Genomic DNA, 16,134 nt, shown 5'->3' with positions numbered 1-16,134 from the left:
ATGTTTAAGCAAAAGAACAATGACATGCTACCAAAAGCTTCTCGTATTCCCCACGCCATGACGCAGCATGGCGATACTCGTGTTGATAATTATTACTGGCTGCGAGATGACACCCGCTCGCAGCCAGAAGTGCTGGATTATCTGCAACAAGAAAATGCGTATGGCCGCCAGGTTATGGCCTCGCAGCAGGCTTTGCAGGATCGCGTCCTGAAAGAGATTATCGACCGTATCCCGCCTCAGGATGCTTCCGCCCCCTATGTGAAGAATGGTTATCGCTACCGGCATATTTATGAACCGGGGTGCGAATATGCTATTTATCAGCGTCAGTCTGCTTTCAATGAAGAGTGGGATGATTGGGATACTCTGTTGGATGGGAACCAGCGCGCGGCACACAGCGAGTTTTATACGCTGGGAGGACTGGCGATATCTCCGGATAACACCATCATGGCGCTGGCGGAAGATTATCTCTCTCGCCGGCAATATGGCGTGCGTTTTCGCAACCTGCAAAGCGGCAACTGGTATCCGGAAGTGCTGGAAAACGTCGAAGCGGATCTGGTCTGGGCGAATGATTCTCAGACTTTCTATTACGTGCGCAAGCACGAAACAACGTTATTGCCGTATCAGGTGTGGCGACATACGGTCGGCTCGCCATCGTCACTGGATGAGCTGGTGTATGAAGAAGCCGATGATATGTTTTATGTCAGCCTGCATAAAACCACCTCGCTACATTATGTGGTTATTCATATCGCCAGCGCGACCACCAGTGAGGTTTTACTGCTTGACGCAGAACTGGCGGATGCCGAACCGTTGGTCTTTTTAGCGCGACGCAAAGACCATGAATACAGTCTCGATCACTATCAACACAATTTTTATCTGCGCTCCAACCGTCAGGGGAAAAATTTTGGCCTGTACCGTACCCGCGTTCGTGATGAGCAAGCCTGGGAGACGCTGATCCCTGCGCGCGACAACGTGATGCTCGAGGGCTTTACGCTATTCACTGACTGGCTGGTGGTAGAAGAGCGTCAGCGCGGCTTAACCAGCCTACGACAGATTAATCGTAAAACGCGCGAAGTGGTCGGGATCGCCTTTGACGATCCGGCTTATGTGACCTGGCTTGCCTATAATCCAGAGCCGGAGACATCGCGCCTGCGCTATGGCTATTCCTCCATGACCACCCCGGACACGTTGTTTGAACTGGATATGGACACCGGGGAACGTCGTGTGCTTAAGCAGACGGAGGTCCCCGGATTTGATGCGGCGAATTACCGTAGCGAACACCTATGGATAACTGCGCGTGATGGCACCGAGGTTCCGGTTTCGCTGGTTTATCATCAAAAGTATTTTCTGAAAGGAAAAAATCCGTTACTGGTTTATGGCTATGGATCATATGGCGCCAGCATGGATGCCGATTTCAGCAGCAGCCGTTTGAGCTTACTGGATCGTGGCTTTGTTTATGCTATTGCCCATGTGCGTGGTGGTGGTGAATTAGGACAACAGTGGTACGAGGACGGTAAGTTTCTGCACAAGAAAAATACTTTTAATGATTACCTCGACGTCTGTGATGCGTTGCTAAAAATGGGCTATGGCGCGCCTGAGTTATGTTATGGCATGGGCGGAAGCGCCGGAGGCATGTTAATGGGCGTCGCCATTAATGAGCGCCCGGAACGCTTCCATGGTGTTATTGCTCAGGTGCCGTTTGTCGATGTGGTAACCACAATGCTCGATGAATCAATTCCCCTGACGACCGGTGAGTTTGAAGAGTGGGGTAATCCGCAGGACGAAGAGTATTACACCTATATGAAAAGCTACAGCCCGTATGACAATGTAACCGCGCAGGCATACCCACATCTGCTGGTCACGACGGGATTACACGATTCCCAGGTGCAATACTGGGAGCCAGCAAAATGGGTGGCAAAACTGCGTGAGCTGAAAACGGACGATCGTTTGCTGCTACTTTGCACGGATATGGATTCCGGACACGGCGGTAAATCCGGGCGTTTTAAATCTTACGAAGGCGTGGCCCTTGAGTACGCTTTTTTGATTGGACTGGCGCAGGGAACGCTGCCTACTCAGGCGTGATCCAAATAGTGTTTTAGCGTTAATCGCAGTTCCGGGCTCATATTGTCAAGGTTATTAAATAACCAGCGCAGATAGCCCGGATCGCGTTCAGCTACTTCTGATACCGGTTTTCCGCGGTACTTACCAAAAGTGAAAGTAGTGAGTAACGCGGGACGGCCGGTAATATCGACCATTTGATCGGCTGTCCAGCCTGACGTCTGCATGATGTCGATCAGCAGTGCCGCAGTAATGTAGCAATCGTACAGGGCGCGGTGATGGTGGAGACCTGCTGGCGTCTGGACGCTCAGCTTGCGCGATTTATACAGCGCCATGTTGCTGTATTTGATCCCCGGCCACAACCGACGGGAGAGCTTCATGGTGCAAATCCATTCCCCGGGCATATCGGGCAATACGCGGCGGTCAAAGCTGGCATTGTGCGCCACGTACCACTCGCTGCCGTAATACTGCGGGATGACGTCTTCAATCCATGGCTTATCGGCCACCATTGCTTCAGTAATGCGATGGATAGCCATCGCCTGTGGGCTGATGGGGCGGTCAGGGCGTACCAGGTGGCTCATGGGGTTGACTATTTTTCCGTCAACCACGTCGACAGAAGCAATTTCAACAATGCCTCCCTGTAGACCACAGGTTTCTGTATCTATTATGCGCAACATGCCATGCTCCTGACCCAAAACGACTAGCGTAATGGAATGATATCACCTTGCCAACCCCGTGGCGTGCGTTGGCCGGTTAACAGCAACGAACCGCTGTCTGCGCGAACAATCAATCGACCTCGTTCATCCCATAACGCACTGCTACCCCGCGCATTAGCCATTAATACCGCGATGGCGAATTTATGTGAGAAACTTTGTAGGCGAGATGTAGAGGAGAGCAGTTCCGGTTCACTGACTGACTGGCAGCTGGTGAACAGCGAATAAGCCGGGTCGATATCAATGCCTTCCGGTTGGCTATCTACAACGCTGATGGCATTTCGCTGTCTGGCAATACAGGCACCGTGGCTCTGATGGAAGGTTAATGGCGAAGTCATCCAGGGAGAGAAAAGCGCAATACCTTTCACGAACCGGTTGTTATGTTCTACCGGTAGTCCCGCAATTATCGTCATGCGATAAGTCGCGGCGGCATGTGCGAGAGGTTCTAACAGCGCTTCATCGGGTGGGGCAGGAAGCGCGTCATTCTCATCAACACAACCCAGCAATGAGAGGGAAGGGAAGACCAGCAATTCACATTGGCATTGAGCTGCCGCATGAATGAATTGCAGGTGATGCGCGACATGTTCGGTAACTGAGGTGTGAAGAGGTTCGTATTGTGCTGCTGCGATTTTCCAGTATGACATAATGATTTCCTTTTCATAGTGTCTACAACCATCCTTAATGTGTGGATTAAGAATATGCTTATACTGTAGCAGGCGTCATGTAAGGAATCGTAACGTAATATAAGTTTTATTTAACTTTAGGCTCGTAAGGTAAACGTGAAAGCGAAACGGATGCCAGGCGGTGCGCGATGAGTCTTTCGCGGAACCAGTCGCGTAAATGCTCTGGCTGTTCGCGTTCAACAACTTCTGCAACAACGGGCATATTGTATCGCTCCTTAAATGCCACTCCAGCCGCAGCCAGATCGACATTGACCTTGTCCATTTCCGCTTGCTCAAGTTTGGCCAGATTGATGTTCATGGGCTTCTCCTTTTCTCTTTCTTTCGGCGCGCAAAGTTACTAAGAGTGTGCGTTAATGGCAAGACAGAAATGATGATTCTCGACTCGACCATTGTAGAAGGTTATTCTCTACAGGTTAGACATAACAAAAAGGAATAGTTGAAATGGCTTCATCTGCATCTATGCTTCGCAACGCGCTCATCGTACTCGCCAGCGTTCTGGCAACACCTGCGGCATTGGCGCATGCCCACCTCACAAAACAAAGTCCGGCGGCTAACGCTGAAGTGGCGGCATCTCCTCAGGCGTTGACGCTGAATTTTTCTGAAGGCGTAGAGCCGGGATTCAGCGGTGCAACGCTGACCGGTCCTAACAAAGAACAGATCAAAACGGGCAAGGCATCGCGCAGTGAGCAGGACAAAACGCAGCTGATTGTTCCGCTTGATCAAACGCTTGAAGCAGGAAAATATACGGTCGACTGGCACGTTGTCTCCGTGGATGGTCACAAGACGAAGGGGCAATATACCTTTAGCGTGAAATAACCAATGCTGGCATTTACCTGGGTTGCACTACGGTTTATCCATTTTACCGCTTTGATGCTGGTGTTTGGCTGTGCGCTTTACGGCGCATGGCTGGCCCCCGTTTCGGTTCGTCGTTTAATGATGCGTCGTTTTTTACGTCTGCAACGGCATGCTGCAACGTGGAGCTTTATCAGCGCGACGCTGATGCTGGCGATTCAGGGTGGGTTAATGGGCTCAGGCTGGAGGGATGTTGTCTCTCCAGATGTTTGGCTCGCCGTGTTGCAAACGCAATTTGGCGGCGTCTGGTTATGGCAGATTATCCTCGCGTTGGTCACGCTGGTGGTGACCATCATGGTGCCGCGCAGTATGCCGCGACTGCTGTTAATGCTGACAATTGCGCAGTTTATTTTGCTGGCTGGCGTCGGACATGCGACGCTGCACAGCGGTATCCCTGGCGCAATCCAGCAGGTTAACCACGCCTTACATTTGGTATGCGCTGCCGCCTGGTTCGGCGGTTTGCTGCCCGTACTTTACTGTATGCGAATGGCGCAAGGTCGCTGGCGGGAACAGGCCATCAGTACCATGATGCGCTTCTCACGCTATGGGCATCTTTTCGTTATCGGTGTTTTACTAACCGGTATTATGAATGCGTTGTTTATTGTCGGTTTTTCTGTTCCCTGGCACATGGCTTACGGGCGACTGCTTTTGTTAAAAGGTGCCCTGGTCATGTTAATGGTGGCGATTGCGCTGGTGAATCGGTATGTTCTGGTACCACGCATGCGGCAGGATAACCGCGGCATGACTCTCTATTTTATTTGGATGACCAAGCTGGAATGGGGTATAGGAGCCGTTGTGCTGGCGATTGTCAGCCTGTTTGCAACCCTTGAACCTTTCTGATTGATGGACTGGCGAAACGCATGAAAAAAATCATTATCTCTTTATTACTCCTGGCAAGTACCGGAACCGCGCTGGCTGCGCCGCAGGTCATTACCGTCAGCCGTTTTGAGGTTGGCAAAGATAAGTGGGCGTTTAATCGGGAAGAGGTGATGCTGACCTGCCGTCCAGGTAACGCGCTGTATGTCATCAATCCCAGTACGCTGGTGCAATACCCGTTGAATGATGTCGCCAGACAGCAGGTGGAGAGCGGAAAAGTCACGGCAAAGCCGATCGAGATTATCCAGATCGATGATCCTGCGAAACCGGGCGAAAAAATGAGCCTGGCACCGTTTGTAGAGCGTGCAGAAAAGCTCTGCTAATTGCCAGATGTAGCGCTCTGATTTCCAATAAAAAACCGCAAGGATCTCGCAGGAGAACTTGCGGTTTTCGCGTTTGGATGCGTAACAGACGTCCTTTTTTTCCGGCCACTTTAGTCGCGGACTGGAAAACCTGGCGCTGTCATCTATTCTTAAATGGCAGGGTAACTTAGCCTGCATTAATGCCAACTTTTAGCGCACGGCTCTCTCCCAAGAGCCATTTCCCTGGACCGAATACAGGAATCGTATTCGGTCTCTTTTTATGTGGCGAATGCGATGCCATCCAGGGCAAAACACGGCGTATCGCATGCTGCATTCTCCATAAACCATACCATACTCCTGCCCACGATCGTCCAGGCTTTTTTGCCATCATTGCTAAAATTATAACCAGGTACCCTTGTACTCTGGAGGCGACATGGGACGACCTGGCAATATCTATCAACGAATCGACGGTACGCAGTGGCGCCACGTTTGGGTGGTTGGGGATATCCACGGATGCTTCTCGATGCTGATGGCTAAACTTCGCCAGTACCGTTTTGATCCCTGGCAGGATTTGCTGGTTTCAGTGGGGGATGTTATCGACCGTGGACCAGAGAGTTTGCGTTGTCTGAAACTACTGCGTAAACGCTGGATTGTCGCGGTCAGGGGGAATCATGAACAGATGGCGCTGGACGCGCTGGCGACGGGGGATCAATTCATGTGGTTTATGAATGGTGGCTCGTGGTTCGAGCAGGCGGAGCAACCGGCAGCGAAATTTGCTCTTGAAGCGTGTTGGCAGTTACCCTGGATACTGGAGCTGCATTGTCAGAACGGTATACACGTTATTGCTCATGCCGATTACCCGGATGATGATTATCAGTGGCTAAAAGAGATCGATTTACAGCGCGTGCTGTGGGACCGTTCGAGGCTGATGCGCAACGGTTGTGGGATACACGGCGCGGATCACTTCTGGTTTGGCCACACGCCGTTGCGCCATCGGCTGGATCGCGAGAATCTACACTATATTGATACCGGTGCTGTATTCGGCGGCGAGTTAACGCTGGTACAACTGCAATAATCAAAAATCGCTGTATTCCTGGGCCGGATGCCAGAAACTGTCGATGTAGTCGTCCGCAGGTAAACATCCGCCGTTACGAATACGTTGATCGTCCATCGATATCAGGCACTGCTGCTCAGTTTTGTAGACATCAACCACGATATCTTCACAACCGCCATCCAGATAGCACACAAAAAGAACCAGCGTGAACATTCCATCCTCAAATGGTAAAGCCATACCTGTAGTGTAGAAGATGTTGATAGATGAGGGAAATTAACCAAGAAATAACCCGTCTGGCGACGGGTTCTTTTTGAATCAGGCAAGGCGCATGATCCAGGCATCTGACTTACGATCGTAGTGTTCGCGAAATAGTACTGAATGTTCTCCGTTCAACAGGGCCGGGACGCTGGTGTCGGCATCCCAGGCATCCAGTTGCATACATAAATCCGGATCGGATTTACACGGAATGGTTAACGTTCGGTCCCCCGGCGATTCGCCATGTAACTCGGCGTCGTCGATTTCAAAAGCGCCAATGCGCACACTGGTTTTCATCATCGTGCTCTCCGTTAATTTGCTGGTTGTGGTACGACCAGTTAGGCCGTCCATTTTTCAGCGTAGTCAACGTTAGCAAAAGCGCCAGTAAAAACGTGCGTTATCCCGTAAAGAGTTTGCCATCCCGGACAAGATCGCGCGGGTAACTATTCTTCAGTCGCGATCCAATGCGTTTTGCCAGACCGATCGGCTGATGCTGGAACGTAACCAGTACGTCGTCACTCGTCGGTGCGGTTTGCGGGTAAACATCTCTACCGCGATACCACTCTTCCGCTTCGGCAAGGGTCAGTTCGAATGCATGGCTGTGGTTCGGGTCGGCGAGGGCGATAACGGCCTCATGCTGCCAGCGATACCCTTTATTGTGGGTTTCGGCCAGTTTGATCCCAAGTCGAGAAAAGCGAACCTTGCCAATCAGAGGTTCAATTTCAGTTGGGAACAGCCAGATCTCTTTATCGCGCTGCCACAGGCGCAAATTATCTTCCCACTGCAGTCCACAAGCGCTCGCGGCTTGCGTGACAAGCGCAGACTCGCGCCCTTTAAGCGGGCTAAACGGGAAGTTACCGACTTTGTACTTCGGCGCAGGTAGTGCAGGGATTGCAGCTATTTTGCGCAAACGCGCAACGAAGAAACCTTCGCAATCGTAAATCTGCGGGAATACATGCAGGAATCCTTCCGGCGTCAGGGCGCGTTCGGCCTGCGGAAATAAATCGTCCAGAGGTAAAAACTCGACGGCATCAGGGTAGGTCTCAATCAACCACTGCATGATATTTTCATTTTCGTCACGATTAAGCGTACAGGTCGAGTAAACCAATGTGCCACCGGGACGCAGGGCGTGGAAGGCGCTGTCGAGCAGTTCGCGCTGGGTTGCGGCAATTTCCAGATTACTTTCTACAGACCAGTTTTTTAGCGCATCGGGGTCTTTACGCACCACGCCTTCACCGGAACACGGTGCGTCGAGCAATATGGCATCAAATGATTCCGGCAACGCAGCGCCAAATACGCGTCCGTCAAAATGGGTCAGGGCGACGTTGGCTATCCCGCAACGGCTGATATTGGCATGCAGGACTTTGACGCGACTGGCAGAAAACTCATTCGCCAGAATGGCGCCTCGATTATTCATTTTTGCGGCAATTTGCGTGGTTTTGGAGCCGGGGGCTGCCGCAACATCCATTACGCGTTCCGGGGTATTGCCTTCGGCGAACAGTGCTGCGACTGGCAGCATTGAACTGGCTTCCTGAATATAAAACAGGCCGCTTAAATGTTCTGCGGTGCTGCCGAGCGGCACTGACTCTTCATCATCACGCTCGATCCAAAAGCCTTCAGCACACCAGGGAACCGGAGTGAGAGACCAGTTGTAAGGTGCTGTCAGCGCGAGGAAATCGGCAACGGAGATTTTCAGCGTATTGACGCGAATGCTGCGGCGCAACGGGCGCTGACAGGCAGCGAGAAATTCATCGAATGAGAGCGTGGAAGGCATTGCTTCACGCATTTGAGTCAGAAAGGCGTCGGGAAAATAAGCCACTTGGTACCACCGGCAAAAAAACAGGTGCGCAGTGTAGCATAAGTGCTCCGGCGCGAGTACGCCGGAGCAAGTGGAGAGGTTAACGTGGTAGGGCAGTTCCCCATTCACGCCACTCTTTCGGTTCACTTTCCAGCAACAGGAAGTGTTTACCTGCCTGTGCTTTCGGAGCCAGCGGTGTACCTGGTGGAGTCGCGAAGGCGATGCCGCCGCGGATGAACTGATTGAAGGTACCGGTCTTCACGACACCGCCGGTCAGGCCGAAGTCGAGATTGTAGCCGGATGCCAGCCAGAACACGGAGTTGTTGCGTACCAGATGCTGATAGCGTTGGCTAATGCGCATGGCAACCATCACACGATCGGAAAGCGAGCCCAGCGTCAGCCCGGTGACGGTCCCCACTTCAATACCTCTGAACAACACCGGGGTTCCGATATTCAGCGAACCTGCTTCTGGTGCTTCAACCACAATACTCAGACCATCGAGGTAACGAGAGTCGGTAATGGTGGCTTCCTGCAGCTCAAAATCACGGCGCGGATTACCGCGTCCTGGTTCAACGTTGATATACGGCTGCAGGATTGTATCCAGATGCTCCACGCCCGCTGCCGAAATTTGCGGGGTGATCACGGAGAAACGGGTACCGCTTCGCGCGAAGGTCTGCACGTATTCCGGGTACAGAACCGCTTTTGCCTGAACTTCGTTACGGGCGGTGATCAGCTCAAGCGTCTGGATCTGTCCGATATCGATTCCCAGGTAGCGAATCGGCATGCCTGCAGCGAGTTTACCGGCATCGAACGCATGCAGCGTTATCTGGCCGCCGACCGCACGCGCGGCGGTTTCCGAAGCATACAGAATACGCTTGTCGCCTTTACGTTGGCTGGCGCTGGCACCGCTTAAATTATCGAAGCTAATCGCCCCTTTCAGCGCGCGTGAAAGGGGAGATGCCTGTACGGTTAATCCGCTGCCGTTAAGCTGAACTTTTGCTCCGCCTTCGGCCCAGAACACGCTGTTGCTGGTCAACAGGTTGCGATATTCCGGTTTGATATGCAGATCGATATCAAACGCATCGGCGCGAGGACGAACGCTAATCACTTCACCGACCTCGAATTTGCGGTAAAGCACCACCGAGCCAGCCTGTACATCAGGTAGCGTTTCGGCGCTCAGGCTGACCGTAGTGGTTGGCAGATCGCTCAGACTGTTTTCAATCGCTTTCTCCAGGTTAGCGTAAAGCGGGTAGCTTTTTTTCATTTCACCCTTAGTACCGGGCAAAATACGAATGCCGCCGCTGAGCCACTCACTGGCGCTGGCGCCAAGGAACTCCACGCCATCAAGTCCGACTTTGACATCCACGCGGCTGTTCACCACGAACTTACTGTCACCCTGCACCAGGTCACGATGCTGTGGTTCAACAGCAACGGTAAATGAGACGCCTTTGCTGGAAAGCGTACGCTCAATCACCTGACCGACCTGTACGCCGTGAAGAATTAGCGGCTGGCCAGCATCAATACCGTAACTCTCCGGCGCGGTCAGCGTAAACGTCATGACGCCTGGGTCGTGTAACAACGACTTCTCAGCGGGAATAACGACAAACTGGTTACGCGGCTCGCCTTCGCCAGGTACTAGCTCGAAAGTTTTACCTGTTAGCAGCGAACTAAGATTCACATCGCTTAACGATAATTTAGGGCTGTGTAACTCAATGCGTGTGTTGTCACGCAGCAGCGTTACGACGCTGGGATCGACCGTCATTTCGCCGGTGACTTTACCGCCTGGGTTTAAATCCAGTTTTGTGAGCTGACCGACTTCTAATCCTTGATACATCAGCGATGTTGAGCCTGCTTTGAGTCCATCTCCGCTGGGTAAATCAAGCTTGACGATTACTCCACGCTGGCTGTGCGCGAGATCCTGATATAGACCAAACGTGTCGTCTGCCGCAGCAGGTTTTGAGTCTTCGGGTGAATCAAAAGCAATGGCACCGTTGACCAGCGCCGCCAGACTCTCCAGTTTTACCTTCGCACCGCTAAGGCTGACATCCGCATTGACACCGGAGACGTTCCAGAAGCGGCTGCCTTTTTTCACCAGATTGGTGAAGCGACGTTCAATCAATACATCGATGGTTACGCCCTGATGGTTCGGGTTGATGGTGTAGTCATAGACCCTGCCCACCGGAATCTTACGGAAATAAACCAGTGAACCGCTATTAAGCGATCCGAGATCAGGGGCGCGCAGATGCAGCATTAAATCGCCATTATCCAGACGATACTTGGGCTGGGTGTCGAGGGCGACGAAATGATCCTCGGCCTCGCCAGTACCGGGCATCATGCCGATATAGTTGCCGCCAACCAACGCATCCAGACCAGAAACCCCAGCCAGCGACGCCTTCGGCGTGACCAGCCAGAACTGGGTATCTTTGCGCAGAGCATCTTTCATGCTCGATTTGATGCTGACGCGGACTTCAATTTTGCGCAGATCTTTGCTGAGGTTGATATCCTGTACCGTGCCCACTTCAACGCCCTGATAACGAACGGGAGTACGGCCTGGCACAATGCCGTCCGCAGACATAAAGTCGATGGTCACGGTATTGCCGCGATCTTCATAGCTTCCCCAGATAAGCCAACCTGCGATCATCAGCGCAATGAACGGCAGCAGCCAGAACGGGGAGATACGGCGTTTTGTTTTAATCTGCGCTTCAGTCTGCGAAGCGGGCGTTTCCTGACTCATGTGCATCCCAAAGTAAGCGGCTGTCCAGCCATTCCACAGCAAGAATAGTCAATATTACCGCTGCGCCGAAATAAAACGCAGCCGGTCCCATAGTAAAAGCAAGTATCTGATCGCGATTTATCAGCGACATGGTTAACGCGATAACAAAGAGATCGAGCATTGACCAGCGGCCAATCCAGGTCACCATACGCAGTAGTTTTATACGGGTGCGCAACCCTTGTTCACAATTAAAGTGGATGCTGAATAGCAACGTAAACATCACAATCACTTTGGTGAATGGCACTAATATACTGGCGATAAACACGATCGCCGCTACGCCGACATTACTGTTTGCCAAAGAGATTATGCCTGACAGAATTGTGTCTTCCTGTCGGCCGCCGTTGACATAAATTATCGAGATGGGCAGCAGGTTAGCGGGCAAAAGCAGGACAATCGAGGCCAGCAGTGCCGCCCAACACTTTTGGATACTTTGATTTCTGCGCCAGCGCAACGGGATATGGCAGCGAGGGCAGCGACCGCGGGCATCCGGATAACCTGTAAAATGGCAGCCGAGGCAGACGCGGAGCTTTTCATCGGGCCGACGAGCCGGTCTCTGCGGGTAGAAACGGTCCCAAAGCTGCTCAACGTTAAGATGTGACAGCGTCAAAATACTGAGGATCACCAGCGCAATAAAAGCAAACAGCCCCACGCCAGGCTGCAAAAAAGCATAGTCCTGAACCTTGATTGATGCGACGCCGATACCCACCAGGTAAATATCGAGCATCACCCACTCTTTGAGCCTTTCCAGCATCAGCAGCACCGGGCGCAGGTTCATCCCGAGAATATTACCAAACCACAGATAAGCGATTGAGGTCACGAGAATTAGTGGCGCACCAGCGACGCAAAAAAGTACGAAGGAGGCGGTGAGGGGATCACCTTGTCGGGTCATTTGCCAGATGCCTTGCATCACATTGGCATCAATGCGCACACCTAATAAATAGATGTGCAGGAGTGGCTCTCCCCAGGCAAAGGGCATCAGCAGCAACATGGTGAAAGCCATTGCCGCCAGTCGCGTTAACGACCAGTCGCGTCCGTCACGAATTTTTGCCTGGCAGCGTGGGCAAAAGGCACTTTGGTGCGAACGCATTTTAGGCAAGCTAAATATCAGGTCACATTCAGGGCAGCGATGATAATGTGCACGAGGTAGTGCCTCACCGATGGACCTGATGGCTATTTTTTTAGTTGGCGTGATGCGTGGTGTCGTTAAGGCCATGTATCGCGAATCAAATTGTTGAAGTAATGTTATCTTAACTCATGACGGGAATGATCTTGAGCATTAACGCATTTAATGTTTATTTTAGTAGGCTGCAGTTTTAAGTAAGACAACTAAGTGATTATATAATGAACAAAATAGAGCTATACACGGATCTGAACCGTGATTTTCAGGCATTGATGGCAGGTGAAACCAGTTTTCTGGCAACGCTGGCGAATACCAGCGCATTGTTGTACGAGCGTCTTGCAGAAGTGAATTGGGCCGGTTTTTACCTGCTTGAGGACGATACGCTGGTGCTTGGTCCCTTCCAGGGCAAAATTGCCTGCGTGCGGATCCCGGTAGGGCGCGGTGTGTGCGGTACCGCAGTGGCGCAGAACCAGGTTCAGCGTATTGAGGACGTACATGCTTTTGATGGGCACATCGCCTGTGATGCCGCCAGCAACGCTGAAATCGTCCTGCCGATCGCTGTCGACAATCAGATAATCGGCGTGCTGGATATAGATAGCACGGCATTTGGCCGCTTTACTGAAGAAGATGAACAAGGTCTGCGTACGCTTGTGGCACAGCTTGAAACCGTGCTTGCAACGACGGATTACAAAAAATTCTTTGCGCGCGTCGCAGGATAATCAACGGATAACGTAGCAATTACTGATGACGTCATTATAATGTCGCCTGTTCATGCCTGCGCTTGTTGGCTACGTCCGTTGTAATCAGGAAATTTCATGGAAAATCAACCTAAGTTGAATAGCAGTAAAGAAGTCATCGCGTTTCTGGCCGAACGCTTCCCGCAGTGTTTTAGTGCGGAAGGCGAAGCGCGCCCACTGAAAATTGGCATTTTTCAGGATCTGGTAGAGCGTGTTGAGGGTGAAATGAACCTCAGCAAGACTCAGCTCCGTTCTGCCTTACGTCTCTATACTTCAAGCTGGCGCTATCTGTATGGCGTTAAATTGGGCGCAACGCGTGTTGATCTCGACGGCAACCCTTGTGGTGAGCTGGATGAACAACATGTTGAACATGCTCGTAAACAGCTGGAAGAAGCTAAAGCCCGTGTTCAGGCGCAACGCGCAGAGCAACAGGCGAAAAAACGCGAAGCGGCCGCTGCCGCTGGTGAAAAAGAAGACGCACCGCGTCGCGAGCGTAAGCCGCGTCCTGCACCGCGTCGTAAAGAAGGTGCTGAGCGTAAACCTCGCGCTGAAAAACCAGCAGCAAAAGCACCGCGTGCTCCTCGCGAAGAACAGCATACCCCGGTATCTGATATTTCAGTACTGACGGTAGGGCAGTCTCTGAAGGTGAAAGCAGGAAATAATGCGATGGATGCCACCGTATTAGAAATCACCAAAGATGGCGTCCGTGTACAGCTGAATTCGGGTATGTCTTTGATTGTACGCGCAGAACACCTGGTGTTCTGAAACGGAGGCCAGGCCTGGCATGAACACTTTTTTTAGGCTTACTGCGTTAGCTGGTCTGCTTGCATTAGCAGGCCAGGCACTTGCTGTGGAAGACATCACGCGTGCCGATCAAATCCCCGTGTTAAAGGAAGAAACCCAGCATGCGACGGTAAGCGAACGTGTGACGTCGCGTTTTACGCGATCACACTATCGTCAGTTCGATCTGGATCAGGCGTTTTCGGCAAAAATTTTTGACCGCTATTTGAATTTGCTCGACTACAGCCACAACGTGCTGCTGGCGAGCGATATCGAACAGTATGCAAAAAAGAAAACGGTCCTCGGCGATGAACTGCGCACCGGCAAGCTGGATGTCTTTTACGATCTCTATAATCTGGCGCAAAAACGCCGATTTGAACGTTATCAGTACGCATTAAGCGTACTGGCACGTCCAATGGATTTCACCGGTAACGACACCTTTAACCTCGACCGAAGCAAAGCGCCGTGGCCGAAGAGCGAAGCAGAGCTTAATGCGCTGTGGGACGGTAAGGTTAAATTTGACGAACTCAGCCTGAAGCTGACCGGTAAAACCGATGCGGAAATCCGCGAAACGCTGACGCGCCGCTACAAATTTGCGATTCGCCGTCTGGCGCAGACCAACAGCGAAGATGTGTTCTCACTGGCGATGACAGCGTTCGCCCGTGAAATCGACCCGCATACTAACTATCTCTCTCCGCGCAATACCGAGCAGTTCAATACTGAAATGAGCTTGTCTTTGGAAGGTATTGGCGCGGTTCTGCAGATGGATGATGACTACACCGTCATTAACTCCATGGTGGCAGGTGGTCCGGCAGCCAAGAGCAAAGCGATCAGCGTTGGCGATCGTATTGTCGGCGTCGGGCAGACGGGCAAGGGCATGGTCGATGTGATTGGCTGGCGTCTGGATGACGTTGTAGCGCTGATCAAAGGACCTAAAGGCAGCAAAGTTCGCCTCGAAATCCTGCCTGCCGGTAAAGGTACCAAGACGCGCACCGTGACGCTAACGCGTGAACGTATCCGTCTCGAAGACCGTGCCGTTAAAATGTCCGTGAAAACCGTTGGCAAAGAAAAAGTCGGCGTACTGGATATTCCTGGCTTCTATGTTGGCCTGACGGATGACGTCAAAGTCCAGTTGCAGAAACTGGAAAAACAGAACGTCAGCAGCATCATCATCGATCTGCGTACCAACGGCGGTGGCGCACTGACCGAAGCGGTTTCGCTTTCCGGTCTGTTCATTCCATCCGGCCCGGTGGTTCAGGTTCGTGACAATAACGGTAAAGTGCGTGAAGACAGCGATACCGACGGCGTTGTGTACTACAAAGGCCCGCTGGTGGTATTGGTCGATCGCTTCAGCGCCTCAGCATCAGAGATTTTCGCTGCGGCAATGCAGGATTATGGCCGAGCGCTGATCGTTGGTGAACCAACCTTCGGTAAAGGCACCGTTCAGCAGTATCGCTCCCTAAACCGTATTTACGATCAGATGCTGCGTCCGGAATGGCCAGCGCTGGGTTCTGTTCAGTACACGATCCAGAAATTCTACCGCGTAAACGGTGGCAGCACGCAGCGTAAGGGTGTTACGCCAGATATCATCATGCCGACAGGTAATGAAGAAACTGAAACCGGCGAGAAGTTTGAAGATAACGCGCTGCCGTGGGACAGCATTGATGCGGCGACCTACACCAGGTCAGATAATCTGACGCCGTTCGGACCTGAATTGCTGAAAGAGCACAATGCACGTATTGCGAACGATCCTGAGTTCCAGTACATCATGAAGGACATTGCGCGTTTCAATGCGATGAAGGATAAGCGCAACATCGCTTCTCTGAATTACGCTCAGCGTGAAAAAGAGAATAACGAAGATGACGCAATGCGTCTGGCGCGTATTAACGATCGGTTCAAGCGTGAAGGCAAACCGCTGCTGAAGAAACTGGACGATCTACCGAAGGATTACCAGGAACCGGATCCATACCTGGATGAAACGGTAAAAATCGCGCTCGACCTGGCGCATCTTGAAAAAGAAAAGCCAGCGGAACAGCCCGCAACCAGTCAATAACCTCGAACAGGCACAAGAAATTGTGCCTGTTTTTTTAACAAGCGCATGAAGACGTCAGTCTGATACGATAAAATGTAAAGTTG

General features: G+C 51.9%; 16 protein-coding genes. 8 read left to right on the top strand and 8 right to left on the bottom strand.

The annotated features are described in order from the left end of the window. Positions 1–24 precede the first annotated feature (24 nt). Positions 25–2,079 carry an oligopeptidase B gene (gene ptrB, locus OGX97_RS10030; RefSeq protein ID WP_279850673.1) on the top strand — a complete coding sequence of 685 codons (2,055 nt, stop codon included), beginning with the start codon at positions 25–27 and terminating at the stop codon, positions 2,077–2,079. Here ptrB and exoX read toward each other — a convergent pair. The 3 genes from exoX to OGX97_RS10015 form a co-directional block, all read right to left on the bottom strand. Beyond that, complete coding sequence (gene exoX, locus OGX97_RS10025; RefSeq protein WP_003833802.1) at positions 2,070–2,732, bottom strand: exodeoxyribonuclease X; 663 nt, start codon at positions 2,730–2,732, stop codon at positions 2,070–2,072. The two genes, ptrB and exoX, sit on opposite strands and share 10 nt — an antisense overlap. A gap of 23 nt (positions 2,733–2,755) precedes the next feature. After that, on the bottom strand, positions 2,756–3,412 hold the full coding sequence (locus OGX97_RS10020; RefSeq protein WP_008785043.1) for a carbon-nitrogen hydrolase family protein: 657 nt from the start codon (positions 3,410–3,412) through the stop codon (positions 2,756–2,758). 106 nt (positions 3,413–3,518) lie between these two features. Beyond that, positions 3,519–3,749: a DNA polymerase III subunit theta gene (locus OGX97_RS10015; protein WP_003034925.1), complete on the bottom strand. Its 231-nt coding sequence runs from the start codon at positions 3,747–3,749 to the stop codon at positions 3,519–3,521. A gap of 143 nt (positions 3,750–3,892) precedes the next feature. Here OGX97_RS10015 and yobA point away from each other — a divergent pair, with 143 nt between their 5' ends. The 4 genes from yobA (at position 3,893) to pphA (ending at position 6,556) form a co-directional block, all read left to right on the top strand. After that, positions 3,893–4,267, top strand: coding sequence for a CopC domain-containing protein YobA (gene yobA, locus OGX97_RS10010; protein WP_003833799.1), 375 nt, complete (start codon positions 3,893–3,895; stop codon positions 4,265–4,267). Between the two features lie 3 nt (positions 4,268–4,270). After that, positions 4,271–5,143 carry a copper homeostasis membrane protein CopD gene (copD, locus tag OGX97_RS10005; protein WP_032943772.1) on the top strand — a complete coding sequence of 291 codons (873 nt, stop codon included), beginning with the start codon at positions 4,271–4,273 and terminating at the stop codon, positions 5,141–5,143. Between the two features lie 20 nt (positions 5,144–5,163). After that, positions 5,164–5,502: a YebY family protein gene (locus OGX97_RS10000; protein ID WP_048235206.1), complete on the top strand. Its 339-nt coding sequence runs from the start codon at positions 5,164–5,166 to the stop codon at positions 5,500–5,502. A gap of 412 nt (positions 5,503–5,914) precedes the next feature. Then, positions 5,915–6,556 carry a protein-serine/threonine phosphatase gene (pphA, locus tag OGX97_RS09995; protein ID WP_279850672.1) on the top strand — a complete coding sequence of 214 codons (642 nt, stop codon included), beginning with the start codon at positions 5,915–5,917 and terminating at the stop codon, positions 6,554–6,556. On the opposite strand, the gene OGX97_RS09990 is transcribed toward pphA, so the two are convergent. The 5 genes from OGX97_RS09990 to yebS all read right to left on the bottom strand — a co-directional run bounded on the left by OGX97_RS09990 (position 6,557) and on the right by yebS (position 12,574). Continuing rightward, positions 6,557–6,748, bottom strand: coding sequence for a YebW family protein (locus OGX97_RS09990; protein WP_003034941.1), 192 nt, complete (start codon positions 6,746–6,748; stop codon positions 6,557–6,559). It abuts the gene before it with no gap. A 102-nt stretch (positions 6,749–6,850) separates the two neighbouring features. Next, positions 6,851–7,087 carry a YebV family protein gene (locus OGX97_RS09985; RefSeq protein WP_029139506.1) on the bottom strand — a complete coding sequence of 79 codons (237 nt, stop codon included), beginning with the start codon at positions 7,085–7,087 and terminating at the stop codon, positions 6,851–6,853. A gap of 100 nt (positions 7,088–7,187) precedes the next feature. After that, the gene (rsmF, locus tag OGX97_RS09980) at positions 7,188–8,609 is read right to left on the bottom strand and encodes a 16S rRNA (cytosine(1407)-C(5))-methyltransferase RsmF (RefSeq protein ID WP_279850671.1); all 1,422 of its coding nucleotides are present in this window, start codon (positions 8,607–8,609) and stop codon (positions 7,188–7,190) included. Positions 8,610–8,688: 79 nt separating this feature from the next. Next, entirely contained in the window at positions 8,689–11,322 is a 2,634-nt protein-coding gene (locus OGX97_RS09975) for a PqiB family protein (RefSeq protein WP_063940870.1), read from the bottom strand. Next, on the bottom strand, positions 11,291–12,574 hold the full coding sequence (yebS, locus tag OGX97_RS09970) for a membrane integrity lipid transport subunit YebS (RefSeq protein ID WP_032943765.1): 1,284 nt from the start codon (positions 12,572–12,574) through the stop codon (positions 11,291–11,293). The genes OGX97_RS09975 and yebS overlap by 32 nt, the downstream gene beginning before the upstream one ends. Positions 12,575–12,702: 128 nt before the next feature. Here yebS and OGX97_RS09965 point away from each other — a divergent pair, with 128 nt between their 5' ends. The 3 genes from OGX97_RS09965 (at position 12,703) to prc (ending at position 16,051) form a co-directional block, all read left to right on the top strand. After that, positions 12,703–13,200 carry a GAF domain-containing protein gene (locus OGX97_RS09965; RefSeq protein WP_003833782.1) on the top strand — a complete coding sequence of 166 codons (498 nt, stop codon included), beginning with the start codon at positions 12,703–12,705 and terminating at the stop codon, positions 13,198–13,200. Between the two features lie 96 nt (positions 13,201–13,296). Then, positions 13,297–13,983 (top strand): RNA chaperone ProQ, encoded by a 687-nt coding sequence (gene proQ, locus OGX97_RS09960; RefSeq protein WP_003833781.1) that lies wholly within the window; start codon positions 13,297–13,299, stop codon positions 13,981–13,983. 19 nt (positions 13,984–14,002) lie between these two features. Continuing rightward, positions 14,003–16,051: a carboxy terminal-processing peptidase gene (gene prc / locus OGX97_RS09955; protein ID WP_191238399.1), complete on the top strand. Its 2,049-nt coding sequence runs from the start codon at positions 14,003–14,005 to the stop codon at positions 16,049–16,051. Positions 16,052–16,134 lie beyond the last annotated feature (83 nt).

The organism is Citrobacter sp. Cpo061 (genome assembly GCF_030332845.1).
GTDB classification, from domain to species: domain Bacteria; phylum Pseudomonadota; class Gammaproteobacteria; order Enterobacterales; family Enterobacteriaceae; genus Citrobacter; species Citrobacter portucalensis.
This window is presented reverse-complemented; position numbering and strand designations above follow the sequence as displayed.

What these genes read in the sequence shown, in the direction of transcription:
- prc (WP_191238399.1), top strand. Translation starts at nt 14,003, where the DNA reads ATGAACACTTTTTTTAGGCTTACTGCGTTAGCTGGTCTGCTTGCATTA.
- OGX97_RS10000 (WP_048235206.1), top strand. Translation starts at nt 5,164, where the DNA reads ATGAAAAAAATCATTATCTCTTTATTACTCCTGGCAAGTACCGGAACC.
- OGX97_RS09990 (WP_003034941.1), bottom strand. Translation starts at nt 6,748, where the DNA reads ATGTTCACGCTGGTTCTTTTTGTGTGCTATCTGGATGGCGGTTGTGAA.
- OGX97_RS09985 (WP_029139506.1), bottom strand. Translation starts at nt 7,087, where the DNA reads ATGAAAACCAGTGTGCGCATTGGCGCTTTTGAAATCGACGACGCCGAG.
- ptrB (WP_279850673.1), top strand. Translation starts at nt 25, where the DNA reads ATGCTACCAAAAGCTTCTCGTATTCCCCACGCCATGACGCAGCATGGC.
- exoX (WP_003833802.1), bottom strand. Translation starts at nt 2,732, where the DNA reads ATGTTGCGCATAATAGATACAGAAACCTGTGGTCTACAGGGAGGCATT.
- OGX97_RS09965 (WP_003833782.1), top strand. Translation starts at nt 12,703, where the DNA reads ATGAACAAAATAGAGCTATACACGGATCTGAACCGTGATTTTCAGGCA.
- OGX97_RS10020 (WP_008785043.1), bottom strand. Translation starts at nt 3,412, where the DNA reads ATGTCATACTGGAAAATCGCAGCAGCACAATACGAACCTCTTCACACC.
- OGX97_RS09975 (WP_063940870.1), bottom strand. Translation starts at nt 11,322, where the DNA reads ATGAGTCAGGAAACGCCCGCTTCGCAGACTGAAGCGCAGATTAAAACA.
- yobA (WP_003833799.1), top strand. Translation starts at nt 3,893, where the DNA reads ATGGCTTCATCTGCATCTATGCTTCGCAACGCGCTCATCGTACTCGCC.
- yebS (WP_032943765.1), bottom strand. Translation starts at nt 12,574, where the DNA reads ATGGCCTTAACGACACCACGCATCACGCCAACTAAAAAAATAGCCATC.
- OGX97_RS10015 (WP_003034925.1), bottom strand. Translation starts at nt 3,749, where the DNA reads ATGAACATCAATCTGGCCAAACTTGAGCAAGCGGAAATGGACAAGGTC.
- copD (WP_032943772.1), top strand. Translation starts at nt 4,271, where the DNA reads ATGCTGGCATTTACCTGGGTTGCACTACGGTTTATCCATTTTACCGCT.
- pphA (WP_279850672.1), top strand. Translation starts at nt 5,915, where the DNA reads ATGGGACGACCTGGCAATATCTATCAACGAATCGACGGTACGCAGTGG.
- proQ (WP_003833781.1), top strand. Translation starts at nt 13,297, where the DNA reads ATGGAAAATCAACCTAAGTTGAATAGCAGTAAAGAAGTCATCGCGTTT.